Origin of the sequence: Salinirubellus litoreus (genome assembly GCF_037335815.1) — an archaeon.
Classification (GTDB): Archaea; Halobacteriota; Halobacteria; order Halobacteriales; family Haloarculaceae; genus Salinirubellus; species Salinirubellus litoreus.
This window is the reverse complement of record NZ_CP147841.1, coordinates 2440204-2464126: the sequence shown is the minus strand read 5'-3', so window position 1 is coordinate 2464126 and position 23923 is coordinate 2440204. Positions and strand designations below refer to the sequence as shown.

At 69.1% G+C, this 23923-nt stretch carries 24 protein-coding genes and 1 pseudogene; 15 read left to right on the top strand and 10 right to left on the bottom strand.

The window, feature by feature from the left end:
* Positions 1-6: 6 nt before the first annotated feature.
* Complete coding sequence (locus WDJ58_RS12165; protein WP_380661604.1) at positions 7-978, bottom strand: KaiC domain-containing protein; 972 nt, start codon at positions 976-978, stop codon at positions 7-9.
* 87 nt (positions 979-1065) lie between these two features.
* Here WDJ58_RS12165 and WDJ58_RS12160 point away from each other — a divergent pair, with 87 nt between their 5' ends.
* Complete coding sequence (locus WDJ58_RS12160; RefSeq protein ID WP_338917848.1) at positions 1066-1881, top strand: NAD(+)/NADH kinase; 816 nt, start codon at positions 1066-1068, stop codon at positions 1879-1881.
* Between the two features lie 179 nt (positions 1882-2060).
* Positions 2061-3029 carry a GTP cyclohydrolase MptA gene (gene mptA, locus WDJ58_RS12155; protein ID WP_338913523.1) on the top strand — a complete coding sequence of 323 codons (969 nt, stop codon included), beginning with the start codon at positions 2061-2063 and terminating at the stop codon, positions 3027-3029.
* An 84-nt stretch (positions 3030-3113) separates the two neighbouring features.
* Here mptA and WDJ58_RS12150 read toward each other — a convergent pair whose 3' ends face one another.
* A complete protein-coding gene (locus WDJ58_RS12150) occupies positions 3114-3380 on the bottom strand; it encodes an HAH_0734 family protein (protein ID WP_338913522.1) in 267 nt (88 codons plus the stop codon).
* Between the two features lie 217 nt (positions 3381-3597).
* Between WDJ58_RS12150 and WDJ58_RS12145 the strand changes: the two genes are divergently transcribed.
* From WDJ58_RS12145 to WDJ58_RS12115, 7 genes are all read left to right on the top strand, one after another.
* Positions 3598-3879 carry a 50S ribosomal protein L44e gene (locus tag WDJ58_RS12145; protein WP_338913521.1) on the top strand — a complete coding sequence of 94 codons (282 nt, stop codon included), beginning with the start codon at positions 3598-3600 and terminating at the stop codon, positions 3877-3879.
* A complete protein-coding gene (locus tag WDJ58_RS12140) occupies positions 3879-4052 on the top strand; it encodes a 30S ribosomal protein S27e (RefSeq protein ID WP_338913520.1) in 174 nt (57 codons plus the stop codon). Before WDJ58_RS12145 ends, WDJ58_RS12140 begins: the two co-directional genes overlap by 1 nt.
* 200 nt (positions 4053-4252) lie before the next feature.
* Positions 4253-5053, top strand: a complete 801-nt coding sequence (locus WDJ58_RS12135) for a translation initiation factor IF-2 subunit alpha (protein WP_338913519.1) — start codon at positions 4253-4255, stop codon at positions 5051-5053.
* A gap of 9 nt (positions 5054-5062) precedes the next feature.
* Positions 5063-5245, top strand: coding sequence for an RNA-protein complex protein Nop10 (locus tag WDJ58_RS12130; RefSeq protein WP_338913518.1), 183 nt, complete (start codon positions 5063-5065; stop codon positions 5243-5245).
* Between the two features lie 103 nt (positions 5246-5348).
* A complete protein-coding gene (locus tag WDJ58_RS12125) occupies positions 5349-6098 on the top strand; it encodes a proteasome assembly chaperone family protein (protein WP_338913517.1) in 750 nt (249 codons plus the stop codon).
* Between the two features lie 174 nt (positions 6099-6272).
* Positions 6273-6884, top strand: coding sequence for a J domain-containing protein (locus WDJ58_RS12120; RefSeq protein ID WP_338913516.1), 612 nt, complete (start codon positions 6273-6275; stop codon positions 6882-6884).
* 29 nt (positions 6885-6913) lie between these two features.
* Entirely contained in the window at positions 6914-7135 is a 222-nt protein-coding gene (locus WDJ58_RS12115) for a hypothetical protein (RefSeq protein ID WP_338913515.1), read from the top strand.
* 83 nt (positions 7136-7218) lie between these two features.
* On the opposite strand, the gene WDJ58_RS12110 is transcribed toward WDJ58_RS12115, so the two are convergent.
* Positions 7219-7992, bottom strand: coding sequence for a MarR family transcriptional regulator (locus WDJ58_RS12110; protein ID WP_338913514.1), 774 nt, complete (start codon positions 7990-7992; stop codon positions 7219-7221).
* Positions 7993-8089: 97 nt separating this feature from the next.
* Here WDJ58_RS12110 and WDJ58_RS12105 point away from each other — a divergent pair, with 97 nt between their 5' ends.
* Positions 8090-8788 (top strand): metallophosphoesterase, encoded by a 699-nt coding sequence (locus WDJ58_RS12105; RefSeq protein ID WP_338913513.1) that lies wholly within the window; start codon positions 8090-8092, stop codon positions 8786-8788.
* Between the two features lie 13 nt (positions 8789-8801).
* Here WDJ58_RS12105 and WDJ58_RS12100 read toward each other — a convergent pair whose 3' ends face one another.
* The gene (locus tag WDJ58_RS12100) at positions 8802-10055 is read right to left on the bottom strand and encodes an NAD(P)/FAD-dependent oxidoreductase (protein WP_338913512.1); all 1254 of its coding nucleotides are present in this window, start codon (positions 10053-10055) and stop codon (positions 8802-8804) included.
* A 220-nt stretch (positions 10056-10275) separates the two neighbouring features.
* On the opposite strand from WDJ58_RS12100, the gene WDJ58_RS12095 reads away from it, so the two are divergent.
* Positions 10276-11469, top strand: coding sequence for a threonine synthase (locus WDJ58_RS12095; protein WP_338913511.1), 1194 nt, complete (start codon positions 10276-10278; stop codon positions 11467-11469).
* Between the two features lie 452 nt (positions 11470-11921).
* On the opposite strand, the gene WDJ58_RS12090 is transcribed toward WDJ58_RS12095, so the two are convergent.
* The gene (locus WDJ58_RS12090) at positions 11922-14762 is read right to left on the bottom strand and encodes a DNA-directed DNA polymerase (RefSeq protein ID WP_338913510.1); all 2841 of its coding nucleotides are present in this window, start codon (positions 14760-14762) and stop codon (positions 11922-11924) included.
* Positions 14763-14928: 166 nt separating this feature from the next.
* Here WDJ58_RS12090 and WDJ58_RS12085 point away from each other — a divergent pair, with 166 nt between their 5' ends.
* From WDJ58_RS12085 to WDJ58_RS12075, 3 genes are all read left to right on the top strand, one after another.
* Positions 14929-15108 carry a DUF7331 family protein gene (locus WDJ58_RS12085; RefSeq protein WP_338913508.1) on the top strand — a complete coding sequence of 60 codons (180 nt, stop codon included), beginning with the start codon at positions 14929-14931 and terminating at the stop codon, positions 15106-15108.
* A 70-nt stretch (positions 15109-15178) separates the two neighbouring features.
* Positions 15179-15679, top strand: coding sequence for a DUF7322 domain-containing protein (locus WDJ58_RS12080; RefSeq protein ID WP_338913506.1), 501 nt, complete (start codon positions 15179-15181; stop codon positions 15677-15679).
* A 1-nt stretch (position 15680) separates the two neighbouring features.
* Positions 15681-16103, top strand: coding sequence for a DUF7346 family protein (locus WDJ58_RS12075; RefSeq protein ID WP_338917847.1), 423 nt, complete (start codon positions 15681-15683; stop codon positions 16101-16103).
* A gap of 89 nt (positions 16104-16192) precedes the next feature.
* Here the strand turns inward: WDJ58_RS12075 and WDJ58_RS12070 are convergent.
* The 5 genes and pseudogenes from WDJ58_RS12070 to WDJ58_RS12050 form a co-directional block, all read right to left on the bottom strand.
* Positions 16193-17343: pseudogene (locus tag WDJ58_RS12070) on the bottom strand (MFS transporter).
* Positions 17344-17478: 135 nt separating this feature from the next.
* Positions 17479-17853 carry a CBS domain-containing protein gene (locus WDJ58_RS12065; RefSeq protein WP_338913505.1) on the bottom strand — a complete coding sequence of 125 codons (375 nt, stop codon included), beginning with the start codon at positions 17851-17853 and terminating at the stop codon, positions 17479-17481.
* 69 nt (positions 17854-17922) lie between these two features.
* Entirely contained in the window at positions 17923-20616 is a 2694-nt protein-coding gene (rad50, locus tag WDJ58_RS12060; protein WP_338913504.1) for a DNA double-strand break repair ATPase Rad50, read from the bottom strand.
* Complete coding sequence (gene mre11, locus WDJ58_RS12055) at positions 20613-22028, bottom strand: DNA double-strand break repair protein Mre11 (protein ID WP_338913503.1); 1416 nt, start codon at positions 22026-22028, stop codon at positions 20613-20615. The genes rad50 and mre11 overlap by 4 nt, the downstream gene beginning before the upstream one ends.
* Before the next feature lie 194 nt (positions 22029-22222).
* On the bottom strand, positions 22223-22483 hold the full coding sequence (locus WDJ58_RS12050) for a MarR family transcriptional regulator (RefSeq protein WP_338913501.1): 261 nt from the start codon (positions 22481-22483) through the stop codon (positions 22223-22225).
* A gap of 189 nt (positions 22484-22672) precedes the next feature.
* Between WDJ58_RS12050 and pan1 the strand changes: the two genes are divergently transcribed.
* The gene (gene pan1, locus WDJ58_RS12045) at positions 22673-23887 is read left to right on the top strand and encodes a proteasome-activating nucleotidase Pan1 (RefSeq protein WP_338913499.1); all 1215 of its coding nucleotides are present in this window, start codon (positions 22673-22675) and stop codon (positions 23885-23887) included.
* Positions 23888-23923 lie beyond the last annotated feature (36 nt).

The window sequence follows — 23923 nt, the reverse complement described above, 5'->3', positions numbered from 1 at the left end:
TGGTTGTTAAAATATAGACGCCTGCTGATACACCGAGATGCCCTCGTTCGTGATCTCGTACGGTTTGGTCTCCCGGGAGTGATTGGCGTTGCGTATCTTCTGTATCTCGACCGCGAGGCGGGTCTCGCGGAACTCCGAGCGGACGTACTGGAGGACGAACACGCCGTCGGTGAGGTACTCGATGATCCCGTGGCGGGAGCTGTAGGGATTGTTCTCGCTGGCCTCGGAGGTGAGCATCGTCGTGACGCCGGCGTCCTTGAGCGACTTGGTGAAGTCGAACACCTCCGTCCGGCGCTCGGCCTGGTCGTCGTACATCATCTCGAGCAGGGAGACCGAGTCGAGCACGAGCCGCTCGGCGTCGAACTCGCGGACGAGCCGCGGGAGGTCGTTGCGGATGGATGCGAGGGAGTTGGCCATCTCGATGGGGTCGAGGTCGACCACGGCGAGCCGGTCGTCCGCGACGTACTCCTCGAACGGCCAGCCCTTCTCCTCGGCGGCCCGGAGGACGGCCTCGCGGTCCTCCTCCAGGGTGATGTAGACACCCTTCTCGCCGTTCTCGAGCCCCTGGTGGAGGAACTGGAGACCGAACGTGGTCTTGCCGGTCCCGGCGGCACCGATGGCGACGAGCAGTGACCGCTCGGGGACGCCGCCCAGGATCATCTCGTCGAGTCCCTCGATACCGAGGTCGACGCGGGGAATGTCCGAGTCGAACTCCTCGTCGAACCCCGAACTGCCCATCCCTGCGTCGAACGCACGCTCGAAGTCGTCGTCGACGAAGGAGTCCCCGCCACCATCGAAGGGGCTGTCGTCGTCGAAGGGGTCCCCGCCGCCGGACATCGTCGGTCCGCCGTCGGGCGGGTCGCCGTCGGGGTCGGGGTCGGGGTCGACCGCCGACGCGCTCTCGCCGTCGTCCTCGTCGGGTGGACCGTCCCCGAACCAGTCCCCGGGGCCGTCGCTCACCCCGGCACCCCCCCTGATCGGTTCATACCCGGAGGTTCCGTCCGTCGGGGTTTAAGTTTCGCGTCGTTTTTCTGGTGTGAGGTCGAAGCCCGACCGATGACAGGGGTGAGCGTGGGCGTGGTCGCCAGGCGGAACAACCGCCGCGCGGCGGGACTCGCCGACGACGTTCGACGGGCGATCGACGCGTCCGTCCGCATCGAGGAGGAGACCGCGGACGCCCTCGGTGTCCCGGGTGTCCCGGTCGAGGAGCTCGCCGACGCCGACCTCGTGGTGAGCATCGGCGGGGACGGGACGTTCCTCTACGCGGCGCGGGCGGTCGACGGAGCACCCGTGATGGGCGTCAACCTCGGCGAGGTCGGGTTCCTGAACGCCGTCGCGCCGGACGAGGCCGTCGAGGCGGTCCGCGCGGCGGTCGAGCGCATCCGCGAGACGGGCACGCCACGCACGCGCGAACTCCCGCAGGTCGAGGCTACCGGCGAGGGGTGGTCGCTCCCGCCGGCGATGAACGAGGTCGCGGTGATGGGGCCCCGGCGGGGTCGCGGCGGCGGCGTTGGCATCGAGGTCCGGGTCGACGGCTCGCTGTACGGGGGGAGCCACGCCGACGGGGTGCTCGTCTCGACGCCGACCGGGAGCACCGCCTACAACCTCAGCGAGGGTGGCCCGCTGGTCCACCCGGACGTCGGCGCGCTCGTCGTCACGGAGATGTGCGCGGCCGACCCGATGCCACCGCTCGCGGTTCCGCTCGACGCCGACCTGACCGTCCGGGTCGACGACGCGCCCGCGGCGGTGATCGTCGGCGACGGCCGGACGACGAGGGAACTCGAGGTGCCCGCGCAGGTCTCGCTCGGCGTCGCCGACGAGCCGGTCCGGGTCGCCGGCCCGCCGCTCGACTTCTTCGCCGCGCTCGGCAAACTCGACTGATACGGACTCTTGTAGTCTTTTACCTGTGGTCGTCAACCCTGCCTGAGCGATCACCGCTGAGTCGTTACAACAGTCCGTACGAGAACCCACCGATAAAGCGGCAAAATCGGAGGAGAGGAGGCCGACAGAGGCCGTTCGGTCCAAAACCGTTAACCGGCCCGGACCCTACGACGAGGACGATGAGCGAACAGCTCCCGGACGTCCAGGCGTCGCGTCCGGACGTGACGGTCGGGTTGAACCGCGTCGGCGTGACCGGCGTGGAGAAACTCGTGAAGCTCGACCGCGAGGATCGCAGACCGATCGTCCTGATGGCCGAGTTCGAGGTGTACGTCGACCTCCCCTCCTGGCGGAAGGGGATCGACATGTCCCGGAACATGGAGGTCGTCGACGAGATACTGGAGGAGGCGCTCGGCCGCCGACAGGTCCGCGTCGAGGATCTCTGTGGCGACGTGGCCGAGCGGCTGCTCGAGAAACACGACTACACCTCCCGCGCGGAGGTGCAGATGGAGGCCGAGTACGTCGTCCGCGAGGACACCCCCGAGTCCGGCCGTCCCACGCAGTTCAGCGCGGACATCCTCGCCTCCGCGACCGCCGACCCCGATGGGACCCACGAGGAGATCGGCGCGCACGTCGTCGGGATGACGGTCTGTCCCTGCTCGCAGGGGATGAGCGAATCGCGCGCCCGGGACGTACTGCGCGACCTCGACGTCGAGCAGGGCGTCGTCGAGGAGTTCCTCGATCGCGTCCCACAGCCGGGCCACTCACAGCGCGGTCACGCCACGCTCAAACTCCGCACCGACGGCTCGCCGGAGGTCGACCTCGTCGACGTGATCGAGGTGGCCCGCGACTCGATGTCCGCGCGCATCTACAACATGGCCAAGCGACCCGACGAGGACCACATGACCTACCACTCCCACGCGAACGCGAAGTTCGTCGAGGACTGCGTCCGGTCGATGGCCGAGGGGGTCGTCGAGCGGTTCACCGAACTCGACGACGACGTGGTCGTGACGATGGAGCAGTCGAACGACGAGTCCATCCACCAGCACAACGCCCACGCCGAGCGGGTGGCGGAACTCGGGATGCTCCGCGAGGAGCTGAACGGCGGGAACGGCGACTCGATCGGCCGGACGAACGGCCACGCCGGGTGAGTCGGGCGGGGACGGCCGGATCGCCCATCCGAACGAGCGTGCGCTCGCCTCCACGGCCGGGACCCCCGACGAGACCGGAGGAACTCAGACCGCCATGTCGCCCTTCGCCTTCACGACCGTGATCGCCTCGGCGTCGACGTTCTCGGTCTCCAGGTGCATCGGGATGTAGTTGCGCCGGTCGAAGTCCTCTCGCTCCGCTTCCGCGCCGACCGTACACCAGAGCTGGACGCGGTCGGGGCCGTGCCAGTCGCCCTGCCGCGCGACGCTGAACAGGACGAGCTCCTCCCCATCGTACTCGATGACGCCGTCCTTGCGGATACCCGGATCCCCGTGGATGATGAGGTTCTTCATACCCGCGAGTACGAGGGCGACCGATTAAACGCTTCGAAGGGGGCCGACCTGGGCCCGGTCGGCCGGCGTCGTTGCAGTCCCCTCTCGTCGGTTGCACCCGTGACGCGTAGTCCCGGCGGAAACCACCGACGGGAGGACGGGCCACGGACCAGGACCCGGAGAACGGGGACCCCGAAACCAAACCCGTTTTAACCCGGCGCGCGCTACTCCCGCTACCATGGAGATGCCACGCCGTTTCAACACGTACTGTCCCCACTGTGACGGCCACCGCGAGGTGGAGGTCGAGAAGGTCCGCCGGGGCCGCTCCTCGGGGACCAAGTGGGACGCGCGCCGCACCCGACGGAACACGGCCGTCATCGGGAACGCGGGCCGGTTCTCGAAGGTGCCCGGCGGGGACAAGCCGACGAAGAAGACGAACCTGAAGTACCGGTGTTCGGACTGTGGGAAGGCCCACCTCCGCGAGGGATGGCGCGCCGGCCGGCTGGAGTTCCAGGAATAATGGCCGGGAGCTTCTATCTCGTCCGGTGTCCGGACTGCGAGAACGAGCAGACGCTGTTCGGGAAGGCCTCGACCGAGGTCGCGTGTGCGGTCTGCGGGCACGTCCTCGCCCGGCCGACGGGCGGCGAGGCCGACGTCGAGGGCGAACTCCTCGAAGTCGTCGAAGCGCGCTGAGACGGACGGTCGTAACGATCTACCCTACCGGTCGGTTGCCCGCCCCGAGCTCGGCGAAGACCGGTGGAAGACGACGACCGCCCGTACGAACGGCGGCCGGTTCGGGTTCCGCTTCTCCGTGTTCCGGATCCGCTCTCCCGCGTCGAGCGCCGCGGTCGTGTGGAGACGCTTTTAAGCCCGCCGCGCGGATAGAGCCACACATGAAATTCAGTGGCTTCCCCGAGCCGGGCGAACTCGTCATCGGTCGGGTCGACGAGATCGAGGACTTCGGCGTCTTCGTCGACCTTGAGGAGTACCAGGACAAGCGCGGGCTGGTCCACGTCAGCGAGGTCGCCAGCGGGTGGATCAAGAACATCCGCGATCACGTCAACGTCGACCAGATGGTCGTCTGCAAGGTGCTCGAGGTCAACCAGGGCTCCGAGCAGATCGACCTCTCGATCAAGGACGTCAACGACCACCAGCGCTCGGACAAGGTCCAGGAGTGGAAGGCCGAACAGCGGGCCGACAAGTGGATGGAGCTCGCGTTCGGCGAGGACATGTCGGACGAGCAGTACGCGGCGGTCGCCAACGAGCTGCTCGCGGAGTTCGGCACGATGTACGAGGGGTTCGAGCAGGCGGCCATCCACGGCCCCGACGCGCTCACCGACACCGATCTCTCCGAGGAGGAGGTCACGGCCATCGTCGAGACCGCCCGTGAGAACGTCTCGGTCCCCTACGTCCGGGTCACGGGGTACATGGACCTCCGTGCGCCGGGACCGAGCGGGGTCGAGGACGTCCGAGCGGCGCTCAGGGCCGCCGAGGGCAACGGTGAGGTGCCCGAGGAGGTCGAACTCGACGTCGAGTACGTCGGCGCACCCGAGTACCGCATCCGCGTGAAGGCCCCGAACTACAAGACGGCCGAACACGAGCTCGAGGCGAGCGCGGAACGGGCCGGCGAGTCGATCCGGACCGCGGGCGGCACCGCCGAGTACCACCGCGAGCGGCGCAGCGACGAGGAGTAGCGTCGTCGCGTGAAGTCGGACATCAGGGTGTGTGCCGACTGGCGGACCGAGCACGACCGGCCGGTCTACACGCTCGCCGAGACCTGTCCGGCGTGCGGTGCCGAGGCGGTCAACAGCGCCCCCGCACGGTTCAATCCGGAGGACCCCTACGGCGAGTACCGGCGGCGGGCGAAGCGACGACGGCGAGAGTAGTCGGCCACGGCCACGACCACTGAGCGCCCCCGCTGTCGGTCCGCTCCGTAGGGTGAGCCGCGCATCGAACCGCACTTATGATGCGGGCTACCCATGAGGAGGTATGGACGAGTTCGACATCGAGGTCCACGCCGACCCCGACCTCGAGGACCCGGTGCTCATCGAGGGGCTCCCGGGCGTGGGGCACGTGGGGAAGCTCGCGGTCGAGCACCTGCTCGAGGAGTTCGACGGCGAACTGGTTCGACGGCTGTACTCCGAGCACTTCCCGCCGCAGGTGACCGTCGAGGACGGCCGGACGACGCTGGCCTGCGTCGAGTTCTACGCCGTCGAGGTCGACGGCCGGGACGTGCTCGTGCTCTCGGGCGACCACCAGGCCGGCGACGGCGTCGGCCACTACCGGCTGACCGACCGCGTGCTCGACGTCGCCGGGGAGTTCGGCGTCGAACGGGCGTTCGCGCTCGGGGGCGTCCCGACCGGCGAGCTCATCGAGGAGTACGCGGTGCTCGGGGCGGCCACGACGGACGACCTGGTCGAGGAACTCGAGGCGTGTGACGTCGAGTTTCGCGAGGACGAACCCGCCGGCGGTATCGTCGGCGTCTCCGGGCTTCTGCTCGGCCTCGGCGAGCGCCGCGGGCTCCCCGTGGGATGTCTGATGGGCGAGACCTCGGGCTACCTCGTCGATCCACGGTCCGCCCGGGCGGTGCTCGAAGTCCTCCAGGAGTTACTGGACTTCGACGTCGACTACGCGACCCTCGAGGAGCGCGCCGAGGAGATGGAGGAGGTCGTCAAGAAGATCCAGGAGATGGAGCAGGGGCCGACGCCCAGCGACGAGGACCTGCGGTACATCGGCTGATAGGGGTTATCGTAGCCGGCCGGAGGATTCGACCCAGAGACACGGGTCGAGCGGCGTGGTCCCCGGACGAGAAAGTATGAGTAACTACGATAACCCCTATGAGTTCGCCCGGGGAGTACCCGACGGGATGGCCGTTCCCGACGGATTCTTGTTCGTTCCCCTCCTACCGTGGGTGTGGTTGAGGAGGTGCTGTTCGGACTGCCGCGCTGGCTCGTCCTCGGCCTGGGTTCCGGGCTCCTCGTGAGCCTCTGTGCCGCCTGCCTGTTCTACGTCGGCGACCGGCTGTTCCCCTCCGAACGGACCGGATCGGAGAAGTGGAGCGGCGACGCCCGCCGGGTGGTCGAGATACGCCAGTATCTCGACGCCATCGGCGAGCAGTACGCCGAGAACCACCCGATCGACGGGGAGACGGTGGAGTTCTACCTCCCGGAACGCGACGTCGCCATCACGTTCGACGCCCGCGCGTACTACCTCATCGAGCGCTCGCCCACCTACGCGGTGCTGGTCGAGCACGAACTGCCGGGCGTCCACCTCGGATCGCGGCTGCCGTTCGAGACGCCCGAGGCGAGGTACGACGACGTCGGCGGGGCGGCGAGCACCGGCGGGACGGATCCCGTCGACGGGGCGTTCGCCGTCCTGGGGGTGCCACGGACGGCGACCGAAGCGCAGATACGCTCGGCCTACCGAGCGAAGGTCAAGGACGTCCACCCGGACCACGGCGGGAGCCAGGACGAGTTCCGCCGGGTCCGGGAGGCGTACACGACCGCGAGGAAACACGCCTCCTGATCCGACATAATACGATACCAGACCGCATCATGGCCCGAGAACCCATCACCGACGCCGTCGTCTCGCAGCTGAGAGAGGCAATCGCCACCGGCGAGGTCGACGACCCCGTCAACCGGTTCGAGGTCGGGGCGCTCGCCCAGCGGCGGGAGCTCTCCGAACTCGCCCGGTTCATCGTCGAAGCCGACGCGGCGACGTACTACGAGGCGGTGGTGCAGGCCCGCGAGGTCGACCGGGCGGACGCCGGGGCGTAGGCCAGGTACTCCCGGCTATTCCCCAGACCTGCTGACGAGCGACGGCGAAACGGGAGTGAGAGCGAGCGTCCAGACACCGCCAGCTACAGGTCGTCGACCTCGTAGGCGAGCCCGGCGTCCCGGAGCGCGTCGGTCACGCGGCCCGCCGAATCGGTCGTGACGACGACCACCACGTCGAGTCCGCGGGAGGCGGCGTCGGCGGCCACCTCGCCGGCGGCGAACCGCACGTCGGTCTCGACGCCGGAGACACGACAGGCGACGACGGCCTCGACGCCGGCGGCGACGACGAGGTCCGCGTCGGCGCAGGCGGCCGCGAGCGACTCGCTCCGTCCCGGGGTCCCCGTCCGGACCGGTGGGACCTGGAAGACGATCACGCCGCCCGGTTCGAGGTCGATGACGCCCTCGAAGCCGGTGACGCCGACCACTCCCTGTGGTTCGGCGGCGGTGGTTGCGATACCCGTCGCCGGACCCTCCTCGCCGGGCGTGGCGTGGAGGAGCCCCTCGCGAACGGAGAGGCTGACCGCCTCGCCCTCGGAGACGCGATCCGTCGCGATCGCGGCGTCCTCCTGCATCGACCCGAGGACGTCCTCGGTGACGTGCTCGGCGAACCGGCGGACGTCGGCGGCCTGTCGGAACAGCCAGTCGACCCCCTCCTTCGTGACCCGGTAGCGCGAGCGGGCCTCCTTTTCGACGAAGCCGTCCTCGACGAGTTCACGGATGTACTCGCTGACCGCCTGGGAGGTCACCCCCACCGCCGAGGCGATCTCCCCCTGGTTGACGGCGGGCTGGCGATCGGCGATCTCGACGAGCACCCTGAACTTCGTCGCCGATCGCTTGCTGTCGAGGACCTCGACCATGGGTCCGGCGACGGCGCACGTCGGCTTAAAACCCGACACGGTGGTAACGGGCGAGAGACGCCACGGCTTTGAGCCGACCCGGCGTACGGGAACGCGAATGAGCGTCCCGGACGGAATCGAGTTCCGCGACCGCGCCGTCTACCTGCCCGAGGCCGCGACCCTCGTCCTCGCGGACGTCCACCTGGGGAAGGACGCGACGTCGAACGTCGAGATGCGGCTCGGCGAACACGAGGACGTCACCGGGCGGTTCGACGCCCTCGTCGAGCGGTTCGACCCCGAGGAAGTGGTGATCGCGGGCGACCTGCTCCACTCGTTCTCGACGCTCCCGCGGGGGGTGATGGAGACGCTCGACGAACTGCGGGCGACGGCCCGCGAGGCCGGGGCGGAGGTGGTTGTGACTCCCGGAAATCACGACACGATGCTGGGGGACCTCTGGAAGGGGCCGGTCGACCCCGAGTACCGCGTCGGCGACTGGCTGGTGACCCACGGTCACGAGGAACCGGAGTCGGCGGCCGACCGCTACATCGTCGGCCACGACCACCCTGCCATAGAGATCGAGGGCCAGCGCCGACCGTGCTACCTCTACGGCGAGGAGGTCTACCGCGGTGCGGACGTGCTGATGCTCCCGGCGTTCACGAGGCTCGCCGCCGGGACCCCCGTCAACGGCGCTCGGGACGGCGACCTGATGTCGCCGCTCGCCCGGAGGATCGGGGCGTTCCGACCGCTCGTGCGCGACGAGACGGCCGACGAGACGCTCTCGTTCCCGGCGCTCTCGGAGTTCCGGAGCCTGCTGTGAGTCGGTCCCGAACTCAGGGCCCGTGGTCGGCCAGCACCGCCTCGCTCGCCGCCCGGCCCGACGAGAGCGCCCCCTGAATCGAGGACCACCGCGTGAAGTCCCCGGCGAGGTAGACGTCGCCGCCCGGCTCCCGGGCCGTCGGGAGCGAGTCCCGGAACCCCGGTGGCTGGACGAACTGCGCGAACTCGACGCGGTCTGTGTGGAGGAGTTCGGCGTCGTCGAACCGGTGTTCGGGGTACCACGACGCGAGCGCCTCACGCACCTCCTCGAACAGCGCCTCGTCGTCGGCGTCCTGCTCGCCGAGGAACGTCGCCGAGAGGAGTTCGCGATCGGGGGGCGCGTACTCGGGCGCGACGGCGGACATCGGCGCGACGGTGTTCGGACGCTCGTCGGCGGCGTTCAGGAGGATTCGCTTGCCCGTGTCGAGCGCGTCGTGGTCCGCGACGGAGACGTACTGCGTGACGCAGGCGCGGGCCTCGTCGGGGGTCGGGACGCCGGTGAGGCGTTCGGCCTCACGGGGGTTCGGCGCGACGACGACGGCGTCGAATTCGGCCGTTTCGCCGCCGAGATCGAGGGCGGTCCCGTCGAGGTCCTCCACGGGAGTACCCGTCTCGACGCTGGCGTCCGCGGCCCGCGCCCGCTCGGCGAGCTGGTCGGGGATCGTCCCCATCCCCTCGGCTGGAACGGCGGTGGCACCTTCCGAGAGCATCTTGAACGTGTAGCGGAACACCGCCGCCGAACTCGACAGCGACCGGTCGAGGGTGATGCCGCCGTAGAACGGCGCGACGAAGTTCTCGACGAACTGCTCGCTGAACCCGTACTCGTCGAGGAACTCGCGGATAGAGCTGTCCTCCCCGGCGAATATCTCGCGCTCGGTCCGCCGGGCGAGGTCGCGCTGGAGGCGGAGAACGCGGAGCTTGTCGCCCAGGGTGACGTCCCGGTTGAACAGCGAGTGGAGCGCCGCACCCGGGTCACGGAGCGGGTCAGAGAGCGTCGAGCGGTGGTTCGGGCGGGCGATGGTCGCGCCGGGGGCGAACCGGCGGAGCGAGAGCGCGTCGAGGTCGAGCTCCTCGCGCGCGGCCGGGTAGGCGGTGAACAGTACCTGGAACCCCTCGTCGAACGTGAACCCGTCCTCGTGGCTCGACCGGACGCGACCGCCAACCCTCCCACGTTTCTCGAACAGTCGTACGCGCGCCCCGGCCTCGGCGAGGCGGCTCGTGGCGACGAGCCCCGCGAGCCCTCCTCCGACGACCGCTACGTCCGTCATGTCCGGCGGTACCGCGGGCGAACACAAAACCGTGCCGAGACGCGGGGCGGGCGCGGAAGCTCCACCAGGTGATCGCTACGGGATGCCACCACTTGTCCCCGTGCGGACGACGCGGGGCGTCCTGACTCGGATGTCGACGGGGACTCGCGAACCGGTTACCCCCCGGGACGACGGGCGGCGACGGACAGGTACTTAATCCGGGGGGCTCGGACCTCGGAGTATGGAGACGACTGATGCGTTCGTCGGACTGGACTGCCGGGACTGCGGTGAGCGGGTCGACGCCGAGACGGGGACCCACCGCTGTCCGGACTGCGGCGGGATACTCGACCCGGCCTACGACTACGACGCGATCGACCTCACCCGGGAGGACCTGGCGGCCGACCCGTTCGACGGGATGTGGCGCTACGACGCGCTGCTCCCGTTCTCGCGCGAGACCGCCGTGACGATGGACGAGGGGACGACCCCGCTCGCCTCGGCACCGAAGCTCGCCGACGAGCTCGGCGTCGCCGAGGTGTACATCAAGGACGAGGGGCGGAATCCGACGGGTTCGTTCAAGGACCGCGGGCAGACCGCGGCGGTCACCGCCGCCGTCGAGCACGGGGCAGAAGAGGTCGCGCTCGCCTCCGCCGGTAACGCCGGCCAGTCCGCGGCCGCCTACGCCGCCCGCGCCGGCCTCGACTCGCACGTCTTCCTCCCGACGCGTGCGGGGTTCACCAACAAGGCGATGGTGAACGTCCACGGCGGGGACCTGAACGTGGTCGAGGGCCGCATCGGCGACGCCGGGAGCGCCCTCGGCGACGCCATGGAGGACCACGAGGACTGGTACGCGGTCCAGACGTTCGTTACCCCCTACCGCCACGAGGGGAAGAAGACGATGTACTACGAGCTGCCCGAACAGCTCGACTGGGAGGTACCCGACCACGTCGTCTACCCGACCGGCGGGGGCGTCGGTCTCGTCGGGATGTACAAGGCGGCCGTCGAGTTCGAGGAGCTGGGGCTCACGGATGAGATGCCGGCGTTCCACGCCGCCCAGTCGGAGGGGTGTGCGCCCATCGTCGAGGCGTTCGAGGAGGGGCGCGACCACCACGAGGCCTGGGAGGTTCCGGATACGATCTGCGGCGGGATCGAGATCCCCGACCCCGGCGCGAGCCCGTGGATACTCGAGGCGATACGGGAGTCCGGCGGCCGGGCCGTCGCGGCCTCCGACGAGGAGATACTCGACTCGCTGGTCACCGTCGCGCAGAACGAGGGCGCGGAGATGGGCGTCACCTGTGCGGCGGCTGCGGCGGGCGCGTGGAAGCTCGCCGAGGACGGCCACTTCGACGCGGACGACACGGTGGTCCTGCTGAACACCGCGACCGGGAACAAGGACGCCGACGTCGCCCGGAGCCACCTGATGGGCAAGGGGATCTAGAGACCACTTTTTCCTCCTCGGGTTCCCTTGCGCGCCGAAGGCGCGCGGCGGGAACCTCTCGTCGGAAAAACGTGGGGAAAAACTGCGCCCTCCGCTCCCTCCAGGCAGACTCGCTTCGCTCGTCTGCCAACGTCCTCGTTCGCTGACGCTCACGAGGACTCCGGTCGCTCCGGGCGGGTGAAACGCCTCGCTCGCTGGCGCTCGCTCGGCGTATGCCTGACCGCTTTCGGTCACACAGCAGACGTTAACTGGACTTCCTGATAGCCGTCAAACCCGATAGATGCGATCGGGAGCAGTAGCATCCGCGCGAGCGAAGTCCTTCGTGAGCGACCGAAGGGAGCGAACGAGGACGTTTCTGGACGAGCGAAGCGAGTCCAGCAGAAGCGAGCGCGGTTCACCCGCTCCGAGGGCCGCAGGCCCGAGGAGGAAAAAGTGGTGGAGCGAAAAGTGGTTTACAGGAACTGCCCCAGCCCCGTCTGCTCCTGTCCGCTCTTGACCTCCTCCCAGGAGATGTCGAGCGCTTCGAGGACGCGCGCGATAGGCCCCTTCAGCGTCTTGTCGAGCATCTTCTCCCGGTCCACCTCGAACTCGGGGGGGATCTGGTCCGCGAACTCGAAGCAGATGACGTCCGGGTTCCGACGGAACTCCCCGTACAGCGGGTTCCCGGCTGGGTCGAGTCCCTTCTCCGCTTCGATCCGCTCGAAGAAGTCGCTGTGGACGCGCTTCAGGTAGAGCCGTTTGGGTTTCGAGCCGCGGCCGAAGTTCGTCCCGAGCAGGAGGTTCGCGTACTTCGCCCCCCGGACGTGGGCGGTGTCGGTGTCGTAGTTGTCGAGCCGCTTGCCGATCCCCCCCGGAATACCGATCTCCTCGACGGTGATCTCCTCGTTCAGGAAGTCCTCGATGACGTCGTGAACGTACTCCTTGACGCCCTCGACGTCGCCCTGGGTGACGACCATCTCCAGCACCTCCCGCTGGACCTCCTTCGTGATCGGCGCGATGTCCGAGCGCTTGTACTCGAACCCCGTGATGTCGATGTCGTCGACGTCCTTGCCCTCCTTCCAGACGATGTGGCCCGCGTAGCGCTTCTTCTTGCCCGCCTGGAAGAACCGCCGGTAGAGCTTCTCGAACTCGATGCGGAACCGGTGTTCCTCGGCACCGAACTCCGCGGCGAGCTCGTCGTACCGGGCGTTGATCTCCTCCTCTAGCTCGAACGACTGCTCGATGGCCGACTCCTTCGTGACGTCGGGACCGAGTTCCAGCATGATCGAATCGGTGTCTCCATAAGCTACCTGATAATTCAATTCGTTCGATACCTCCTCGGTGAACTCGATGACCCGCCGGCCCGTCGCCGTCACCGCCGCGCCCATCTCCTTGTCGTACAGCCGGAACCGATCCCACCCCAGGACGCCGTACAGCGAGTTCATGATGACCTTCACCGCCCCCTGCTGGCGGTCGTACTGCTCGTACGCCTGATCGCCGGGGCTGTGCTCGTTCCGGAGGGACTTCTTCTGCTCGCGCTCGGTGAGCAGTTCGTCGACCATCTCCCGGATGATGCCGTCCGGCTCCTGCCGGAAGTGGGTCCCGTTGGGGGCCCGGTAGGTCTCGCCCTCGTAGGCATCGGGATCGACCTTCGTCTCCGGGGAGGCGTTGATCGTCACCATGCACATCGGGTACAGGCTCGCCAGGTCGAGCACCGTGACGTTCTCCCTGACGCCGGTAACGGGGTCGAAGACGGCACCGCCGGCGTACTCCTCGGACTCGACGGTGCCCTTCGAGGGGAGCGCGAACTCGCCGTGGACCTTGTGGAGGATGTAGAGGTCGACGGCGTCCCCCGGGGTCGTTGCGTCCTCGAGCTTGCAGCCGACGAACGAGGCCACCTCCTCCCAGAACGGGATGACCTCCTGTTTGCGGTCGATCTCGACGCAGAGTTCGACGTCGCGGAGGTTGTACTCGGCGAGCTGTGTCGGGTCCTGTTCCCAGAGGTCGCCGATGTCACCCGGGTAGCGCTCCTTCCCGACGCCGAGTTCGGTCTCGCCGACCGCGTCCAGCCGATAGGAGTCGAGTTCGGTGAACTGGGTGCGCTTGTAGGCGTACAGCAGGTCGAAGACGACGCGACCCTTGATGTTCGGTCCCTGCCAGTCCGAGCGCCACACCTCGTTCACCCGCGAGAGCCGGTCGATATCGAGGTCGTACTCCTCGGCGTCGTCGGCCTCCTCCGCGAGCACCTCGATGCGGTCGAGCAGGTACGGCGCGTCGAAGTCCGCGAAGTTCCATCCGGTGAGCACGTCGGGGTCCGTCCCCTCGATGTACGCGAGGAAGGCGTCGAGCATCGCCGCCTCGGACTCGAAGTTCCGGACCGTCACGTCGACCGGGTCGCCGATGGGTTCGTAGCCGTCGAGGTCCTCGGGGCCCTCGATACCGTCCGGGGCGGTGTAGAGCCAGGCGACGTACTCGTCGCGGTAGGAGTCGTGGGAGGTGAGACAGACGATCGGCTCCTCGCCGTCCTCCGGGAACCCACGGCGGTCGTCGACCTCGATGTCGAACGTGTTCACTCGCAGGGGGGCGCTCACGTCGACCGTCTCGATCTCCGTGTGGTGGATCTTGTAGGTGTTCTCGTCGTCGGTCTCGCGGGCCGGAACGGAGACCCCGGAGGTGACGTCCTTGTCGATCAGCAGCCGGTTCGGGAAGAGGATGTCCGCCTCGTAGTGGACGAACCCCTCGCGCAGCTGGCCGACGTCCCGCGGGGTCTGTCCGAACACCTTCACCAGCTCCTCGCCCCGGATGGACTCGTGGAGGACGATCTCGTCGTCCTCGCGCTCGGGGTCGATCGACTCGCCCTCGCGCCGCAGGTCGCCGTACGTCTCGACGCCGGTGAGTCGCGCTTCGTCCACGATCCGACCGTCGCGGAGGTGTCCCGCCAGGACCGGCCCCTCCCCGGGAGTCGCGTGGTCGAGCGAATCCAGGGGCGTGTAGAAGTAGGGGCGGAACCCGTGGACGCGGGCGTGGATCTCCTCGCGGTCGGACGTCCGACCGAAGACGTGGAGGACGGGGTACTCCTCGTCGCCGTACCCCTCGACGGTGTAGTCGACCTGGGTGACCGCGAACTCGACCCGCCCCTCGACGGGCGGGAACTGCTCCTCGGAGATGTCGACGATCTCGGCCCGCTGACCCCCGTTGCCGGCGACGTGGGCCGCCTCGCCGGCCGGTCGCTCGTCGCTCGACTCCGCCGTCGTCACCCCGCCGAAGCTATCGCCGAGCGTCGTCTGGGCCTGGGACCCATCCCCGTCGGTCATGATACCGGGGGTTGGCACGGCCCGGTAAAATACCTCCCGTTCGGACCGGCCGGCGTTCCGGGAACCCCTGGCCGGCGATCGGTCCCGGGGGCACGAGGGAGACCGGACCAACATGTGCCGGGGCCAGAAGGGATTTACCTTGTCAAGGGATATCACACACAACGACATGGTCGATACGCCCACGCGGTCCGACGGTCAGGTGCGCCCGGCGGCCGACGCCGAAGACGAGGCGGTCGCCCGCGTCGAGGCCTACGACGACGAGGACGGCGTCGTACTCTACGACGCACAGAACCCGCTCGCGTGGATCGAGTCGAAGCGGACGGTCCGTATCCGGGACTGCTGCTAGGGGCCCCTGGGCCCGCGTCCGCGAGCCACCGTCGAACGACTTTTCTTCGACACGCGCCTCACGTCGAGCAGTGAGCGACGAGGCCGATGCGGAGGAACGGGCGTTCTGGGAGGAGTCCGAGGACCCCTGGCCCGACGAGCCCGCGGAGTTCGACCCGCAGAGCCTCGGCCCCGGGGTGCCCGAGGTCCCCGAGGCACCCGAGGCTCCGGACCCCGCCTCCGGGGACGCCGAGCTCTCGGGCGACCTGGTGAAGGCGTTCTGGGCCGCCGTCCTCTTCACGAACGTCGGCCTCCTGGGCGTCTCGCTCGGCCCCATGCTCGTCCTCTTCGAGGGCCGGACCGACGCCGGGGTCGCCGCGTTTCTCGTCGGCGCGCTCGCGCTGGCCTTCGCCTACCGGCGGTACCGGGGGTACGTCGACCGGGACGACGGCGACGACGGGGACGGCCCGGACGGCACGAGGGACCCCAGTCTCAGTGGGTCGGACGAGGGGTCGGGGATCGACGCGGGGACCACGAGGGGTGCCGACGAGCCCGCCGAACGGGGCCCGCGCGATACGGGAGGGGGTGGCTGACGTGCGGACCGTCGAGGACGAGGAGGGGAAGCGGTACGTCCTCCTGAAGCGGTCGGGCGACTCCTCGCGGGTCCGGGACCCGACGACGGGCGAGGAACGCTACGTTCCGAACGGGGAGCTGTCGGCGGTCGAGGGCGAGTCACCGCTCGAGACGGCCGCACGCGCGGTCCCCGAGCCGACCCGGCGTGTGCTCCGCGCCGCCCACTCCGATCGGGCGCTGGGGCTCCTCCTCGAACTCGACGAGCGTGGACCGGTCGCCGTGGTCGACCTGATGGGATCGTACGACCTCTGCGAGTCTGACCTCCACGGCCTGCTCGCGGAGTTCACCGCCGCCGGGCTCGTGAGCGAAGCGCGAGTCGTCGGCCAGCGGGGGTACGAACTCACGGACGTCGCGGAAGAGGGGCTCGCGACGCTCCGGGGGTGACCGCTCCGCGAGGAGTGGCCCGGACCGTCGGCCGGGACGCGTCACGGTTCAGCCGGATGCCGAAGCGTCGGCCCTGGCGGTCGCGTAGATCAGCGCGACGGCGGCGACGGCCAGGCAGATGGCGAGCCGGCGAACACCGAATCGTAGCCCAGCGTCCCGCTTCCGACCCCGACGACCGTCGAGCCGGCGCTGGCGATGACCGCGTAGACGAGGCGGGCCATGCCGAACGCGCCGCCCTCGCTCGCCGCCTCGAACCAGCCCATCATGTACGCCTGCATGACCGGCTGGAACGTCATCAGCGCGCCGCCGAACGCCGCCACCGTCACGATCACGACGACCGGACCACGGGCCGCCAGCGCGAGGACGGCGAGGAGACAGCCCGCCACGAACAGCGACCCGACGACCAGCGAGCGCCGGCCCACGAGATCGCTCGCCCACCCCGCGGTCGGTTTGACGATCACGCCCATCAGGAACAGCACCGAGAGCGCCGCGTTGGCCGACGCGAGCGTCAGCCCCTTCGCCCCGTAGGCGTACAGCGGGAGCAACGACGTGGTACCCTGCCAGACGAGCGCGAACGTGCTGTAACAGAGGACGGCGAGCGGGACGCCGGGCCGCCGAACCTCCGCAAGTGTGGCCCGACCGGGATCGACGATCGAGGGGCGACGAAACGAGTACGTCTCGTCGGGGAGGAGGTGGAAACCGATCCCGGCGAGGGCGACCCCCGCACCGACCACGAGGAACGTCATACGCCAGACGTCCGCGGCGATGGCCGCGGTGGCGACGAGCGGGGTCGCGACCCCGGCGACGTCGCCGGCACCACCGAAGACCCCGAACGCCCCCGCTCCGCGCCGAACCGCGAGGACAGGAGCGCCCGGGCCACCGTCGGGAACGCGCCCGTCCCGACACCGACGAGGGCGACCAGGACCAGGAACGCCGGGAGCGCGCCGAGCCAGGTCAGCGCCGCGATGGCGACCACCGTCGGGACGAGCACCGTCCGGTGGCCGAGCTCGTCGCTCAGCAGGCCGCTCGGGGACTGCGTCAGCTCGATCGACGCCCACAGGACGCTCATGACGGCTCCGAGCCCCGCGTTGCCGATGCCGAGTGTCCCGCGGATGGGGACGGCCAGCGCCGGCAGGAGTAGCCACGTTCCCTGCGAGAGCGCCCACCCGCCCGCGCTCAACCCCAGGACGAGACGCCGGTCCGTCCCCTCCCCTCTCGACGCGGACGTGCTCGGCGTCATCGCTATGCGTGTGGACGAGTGACACGCCGTGAAACTACCGGGCGCTTCGAGCCCGCCGTGTGCGTTCGACGCGACTCGCCGCCCGGAGCGGGCCTCCCGATGGTGCCCCCGGTGCGCGCCCGGGGCCGGGTCCGCTCAGGCGAGCCGGGCCGCGATGTCGGTCGAGGAGATCATCCCCACGAAATCGTCGTCGACGACGGGGAGGTGGTTGATCCCGAAGTTGGTCATCATCGCGGCGGCCTCCTCCAGTCGGAGGTCCGGCGGGACCGTCTCGACGGACCGCGTCATGATCTCCGAGACCGGAAGTTCAGAGGTGTCCAGCCCCTCGGCGACGGCGTCGAGGACGTCCGTACTGGTGACGATCGACGGGGGCGAGGTCGTCACGATCAGCGCGTTCACCTCGTGCTCGCGCATCTTTGCCGCCGCCTCGACGACGGTCGCGTTCCGGCCGATTGTCAGCAGGGGCGTCGACATGAGGTCCTCCACGCGGGTCTGGCGTTCTTCGTCCATGTCACCCCCGACGAACGCTCACGGTATGTGTGTTACCCACTCGGCCCAGCGGGACGACGAGACCCGGAGTCAGTCGTCACCGGAGAGTTCGCCCAGCAGCGCCGCGGCGTCGGTCGCGTCCGACTCGTGGCCCACCGTCGAGCGGTTCGTCGTCGGGTCCTTCTCGACGGTGACGAGGTCGTCGGCCGCACCCACGAGCTCGTCGTCGTGGCTGACGACGAGTATCTGCTCGACGCCGAACCCCCGCATCGTCTCCACGAGGTCGACGAGCTTCGAGACGTGCCCCGAGTCGAGAAACACCGTGGGCTCGTCGAGGATGAGCGGCGGCATCGGCGTCTCGCCCTCGATCCCCTCCGCGAGCAACCGGTAGATGGCACACCGCAGCGAGAGGTTGAACAGCGCCCGCTCGCCGCCCGAGAGCTGGTCCGGGTCGAGGGGCTCCCCGTCCTTCTGGTATACGGTGAGCTCGTAGTCGCCGTCGAGTTCGATCCCCGCGTAGGAGTCGTTCTGGTAGACCAGCTCGAACGTCTCGTTGAGGAGCCGCTGGAGCTTCCGGACGTTGCGCTGGCGGAGCTCCGACCGGAGGTCGGCGTAGGTCTCCTGGAGCCGATGGGCCTCCTCGTAGAGCGATTCGAGCCGCTCGACCGTCGCGGCGAGTGACTCGCGGCGCTCCCGTAGCCCCTCCAGCTCCTCGATCTCGGCCTCGACGCCCCCGAACGCGCTCTGGAGTTCGTCCCGCCGCTCGCCCAGCTCCTCGAGCCGCGCGTCGACCTTCTCGATGTACTCCTCCGCGCGTCGCTTCTCCGCTCGGGCGTGCTCGATCCCCTCCTCGTCGAACTCCTCCTCCAGTTCGCGCCGCTCGGCCCGCTTCTCCGCGAGGCTCTCGCGGCGGAGGTCGTTCTGGTCGGCGAGGGCCGACCGCTCGTCGCGGAGCCGTTCGATCTCGTCCTCGAGGTCCCCGATACGGTCGCCCAGTTCGGAGACCGTCTCCAGCCGCTCGACGCGTTCGCCGAGTTCGCTCGACTCGGCGTTGAGCTCGGCGACGCGCTCGCGGCAGGCCTCGGCGGCCGCCTCGGCCTCCTCCGCCGCCTCGCGTCTCGCCTCCGCCTCCGCCTCGAGCTCGTCGGCCTCCTCCCGGAGCTCCTCGACCCGCGACTCCGTCGACTCGAGGTTCGACGCCTTCTCCTCGAGCAACTGCGACGCGTTCGACCGCTCGGATTCGAGCCGTTCGACCTCGCTCTCGCGCTCGACCAGCGCCTCGGCCGTCGCCAGCTTCGATTCGAGCGCCTCGACGCGCTCGCGGGCGTCCTCCAGTTCGGCCTCCAGTTCCTCGACCCGCTCTCGGTCCTCCGAGATCGTCTCGACGTGCGGGGAGTCCTCGACCGGCTGGCCGCACTCCGGGCACTTCCCCGCATCGAGGAGCCGCTCGGCCTCGCGGACGTCCTCGCGGGCGTTCCCCAGCGCGGTCTCGAGTTCGGCGACCCGCGTTCGGGCGTTCGTCAGCTCCTCGGCGACGGACTCGCGGTGGGCCTCGCTCTCGCCGAACCCGACCGGCGCGTCCGCGAACGACTCGCGCTTCGACTCGATGGCCCCGGCCTTCGCCTCCAGTCGCTCGCGGAGGTCGGCGACGGTCCCCCTCGCCTCCTCGAGTTCGGCCTCGCGTTCCTCCGCGGTCTCGCGCTTCTCCCGGGCCTCGGCTTCGAGTTCCTCCGCTCGCTCCCGGGCACTCTCGGCGTCCCCGTCGTGACCGCGCTTCTCGACGCTCGTCTCCCGTATCTCCTCGCGGACCGACTCGCGCTCCTCGCGGAGCGCCTCGATGCGTCCGGTGACCGCCTCCTCGTCCGGCGAGTCGACCTCGGTCCCTCCCAGCGCCTCGGCCCGCTCGTCATCGAGCTCCTCGACGCGCTCGCGCTTCTCGGCGATAGCGTCGGCCTTTCCCGACCTCCGCTTCTCGGCCTCGGCGATCCCCGACTCGAGGTCCTCGACGGACTCGCGGAGCTCCTCGATGCGCTCGCGCTTCTCGGCGTGCTCCTCGACGACCTGCTCGGCCCGATCGCGGGTCTCGACCGCCGGCTCGCGCTTCCCCTCGAACTCCTCTATCTTCCCGTTCACCTCGTTCAGGTCGCTCGCCAGCGCGTTCCGGCGCTCGTGGAGGTCCTTCTCCTCCTTCGCCTCGACCTGGGATTCGACCTCCGAGAGCGACCCGCGCCTGTCGTCGAGGACGTGCTTGACACCGAGGCGGGCCTCGCTGGCCCGCTCGCGGTACTCCTCCAGTTTGCCCAGCTGGAGGAGGTCGTCGATCATGTCCTGGCGCTGGCCGGGCGAGGCGTTGATGAGCTTGTTCACCTCCCCCTGGCGGACGTACGCGCAGTTGACGAACGCCTCCGAGTCCATCCGTAGCATCCCGACCACCTCCCGCCGGACGTCGGTCGCGCCCTCGACGCTCCCCTCCGGTCCCTCGAGGACGCAGGTGATCGTCTGTGCGCCCCCGCCGCGGACCCGCACCTCACGTTCGACGTGGTAGTCGGCACCCCCGTGGGTGAACCACAACTCCACGCGGCACTCCTCGGCACCGAGGGTGACCACCTCCTCGAGCGTCCGGTCGAGCGCGCGGTGGCCGTACAGCGCGAAGAAGCACGCTTCGAGGAGCGAGGACTTCCCCGCCCCGTTCGGGCCGTGGACCACCGTCACGCCGGAGCCGAGGTCGAGGTCCGCGTCCCCGTAGCACTTGAATTTCTCCAGGCGGATCCGGGCGAACCTCATTCGTAATCACTCCACGAGGTCTGCCCGTCGGCGCTCGGCGTCGGCGGGTTCTCCCGTTCCTCGTGCGCCGCGTCCCCCTCCTCCCCGTCGTCCGTCCCCGTGGTCGGCTCGTCCGCCTCGTCCCCGCCGTCTCCCTCCCCCTTCTCGCCGGTCTCGGACCCCCCTTCGGCTACTTCATCGACCGCTGGTTCCACCTCCCCGTCGGGCTCGTCGTCCGCGTCGGCTTCGTCGTCCCCTGCCCGGTCGGCCATCCGGTCGGCCGCGGTCCGGGATTCCACGGTGGTCTCGGGTGCAGGCGCGAACGCCGCGTCGTCGTCGCCGTCGAGCAGGTCGGTCACGCGGCGCTCGACGGTCTCGGCGACGTTCGTGTCGGCGACCTTGCTCGCCCGGACCACCTCGTCGATGGTCTCGGCCGCGGGCGAGAGCCCCATCTCCCGGACCCGCTCGCGGACGGCCTCGTCCGGGTCGGCGAACGAGACCTCGATCTCCCCCTCGTCGGCCTCGATCTCGCGGCGGTCGTTCACCCGGGCGACGAGCGCCCCCGCGTCCCGCAACAGTTCCTCCACGTCGGCGGGCGCGACCGGCTCGCCCTCGCCCTCGATGGTGACGATGGCGACCGCGTCCTCGACGTCGTGCTGGCCGACGCGCTCGCGGATCCGGGCGCGGCCCTCGTCCTCGTCGAGTTCGACGTCGACGAAGACGAACTCGCGGGTCGGCAGTCCCCGCCGGGAGACGGTCACCTCGCCGTCCTCGAAGGTGACGAGGTTGTAGCCCCGCTCCTCGCGCTCGTCGGCGCTAGCTCGTTCCGTGGACCCGCAGTAGGTGAGCCACGCACCATCCTCCGCCCGCTTGATATCGGGCTTGTGGTTGTCCCCGAGGAGCATCGCGTCGAACGCGACGCTCGACGCGTCGAGGACCGCTTCTGCGTCCCAGTCACCCAGGTCGAACGGCTGGAAGAGCCCGTGGGCGACGAGGGCCGCGAATCCGGAGTCGTGGGACGCGAACTCGTAGTCGAGGGCCTCGCGACGGGAGGGCGGGACGTAGTCGAGCCCGTAGAGGGCGACGTCGCCGACGACGAACGGCTCCGATCCCAGTCGGGTGGCCAGATCGAGCGAGGCGAACAGGTCGAGCCACTGGGCGTCCCGCTTGGTCTCGTGGTTGCCGACGATCGCCAGGAACGGGATGTCCGCCCCGTCGAGCTCCCGGAGTACGGAGAGCGTCCCGAGGAGGTCCGGGAGTTCGGGCCGGCGGTCGTGGAACAGGTCACCCGCGTGGACCACGGCGTCGACGTCGGCCTCGATGGCGTCCCGCGCGACCTGTCGGAACGCCTCCAGGAAGTCCCGCCGGCGCTCCGGCGAGTGGTACTGCCGGTAGCCGAGGTGGGTGTCCCCCGTGTGGATTACCCGCGTCATCTGGGGAGCGATACGTCGCTTCGTGGTAAATGGGTTCCGTGACCGAGGCGGAAGTAGAGCTAAGGCATCGTCGGCGGCAGGGGCGGCGGGTCCACGTGCTGACGCCGGTCGGATGCCCCTCGAGTGGAAAGGCGTACAGAGACACGAAAACGGGGGTCCACGGCCCACCGCCGTCCGAGGAGCCTCCGTCCCGCCTACTCGACGGTGAGCTCGTAGATCCGCTTGCGAGCGTCCGTAAAGGAGAACCGCGACTCGACGACGCCGGCCTCTTCGAGCCGATTAAGCGCGTACCGCACGGTACGCGGCGGCAGGAGCGTCTCCTCGGCGATGGCCGACTGGGTCAGCTGGCCGTTGTACTCGAGGGCCTTCGCGACCAGTTTGGCCGACGGTGGCATCTCCGCGACGGCGTCCCACCCCGACGCCCCGTCCGTCACGCTCGACTCTGGGCTACCCATCTGGCCCGGGCTACGAGATTCGGGTAGTTAATATTTGCTAAATACTGCATTACTCCAGGGAATGGCGGCCGCGGGGCTGGCGGCCGGCCCGGGGTCGAGTTCGCCGCTCGCCGCGCACGCCGATTCCGGGGCGCTAGTCGCCGACTCCTACCCAAACCTCTTAAGAGTGCGCGACCCCTAATACCCTCGATGACCGACACCGTCGACGACGTGGACCTGCCCTACGACGACGAAGCGTCGATGCAGGACAAGCTCGACGCCCTCCAGGAGCGACTCGAGATACTCGAGTCCCAGAACGAGGAGATGCGCGACGAGCTCCTCGACGCCAACGCCGAGAACAACAAGTACCAGCAGAAGCTCGAGCGGCTCACCCACGAGAACAAGAAGCTCAAGCAGTCCCCGCTGTTCGTCGCGACGGTCCAGGAGATCACCGACGAGGGCGTCATCATCAAACAGCACGGCAACAACCAGGAGGCGCTCACGGAGGTCACCGACGAGATGCGCGAGGACCTCACCCCCGACAGCCGGGTGGCGGTCAACAACTCGCTGTCGATCGTGAAACAGCTCGACGACGAGACGGACGTCCGGGCGCGGGTGATGCAGGTCGAGAAGAAGCCCGAGGTCTCCTACGCGGACATCGGCGGCATCGACGAGCAGATGGAGGAGGTGCGCGAGACGGTGGAGATGCCGCTCGAACACCCCGAGATGTTCGACCAGGTGGGGATCGATCCGCCGAGCGGCGTTCTCCTCTACGGCCCGCCCGGCACCGGGAAGACGATGCTCGCCAAGGCCGTCGCCAACCAGACCGACGCGACATTTATAAAGATGGCCGGCTCCGAGCTCGTCCACAAGTTCATCGGCGAGGGTGCGAAGCTCGTTCGCGACCTCTTCGAACTCGCCCGTCAGCACGAGCCCGCAGTCATCTTCATCGACGAGATCGACGCCATCGCCTCCAAGCGCACCGAGTCCAAGACCTCCGGTGACGCCGAGGTCCAGCGGACGATGATGCAGCTGCTCGCCGAGATGGACGGGTTCGAGGACCGCGGACAGATCTCCATCATCGCCGCCACGAATCGGTTCGATATGCTCGACCGCGCCATCCTCCGGCCCGGGCGGTTCGACCGTCTCATCGAGGTCCCCAAGCCCGACGTCGAGGGCCGGGAGATCATCTTCCGGATCCACACCCGGGACATGAACGTCGCCGACGACGTCGACTTCGAGGTCCTGGCCGAGGACGTCGTGGAGGCCTCCGGCGCGGACATCAAGGCCGTCTGTACGGAGGCCGGGATGTTCGCCATCCGCGACGAGCGCACCGAGGTCCGGATGGAGGACTTCCGGGACGCCTGGGAGAAGATCAAGCAGGCCGAAGAGGAGGACGAAGAAGTCTCGAAGACGTTCGCCTGATACGGTCGTACGTAGTCGTTTACCGGTGATCGTCCA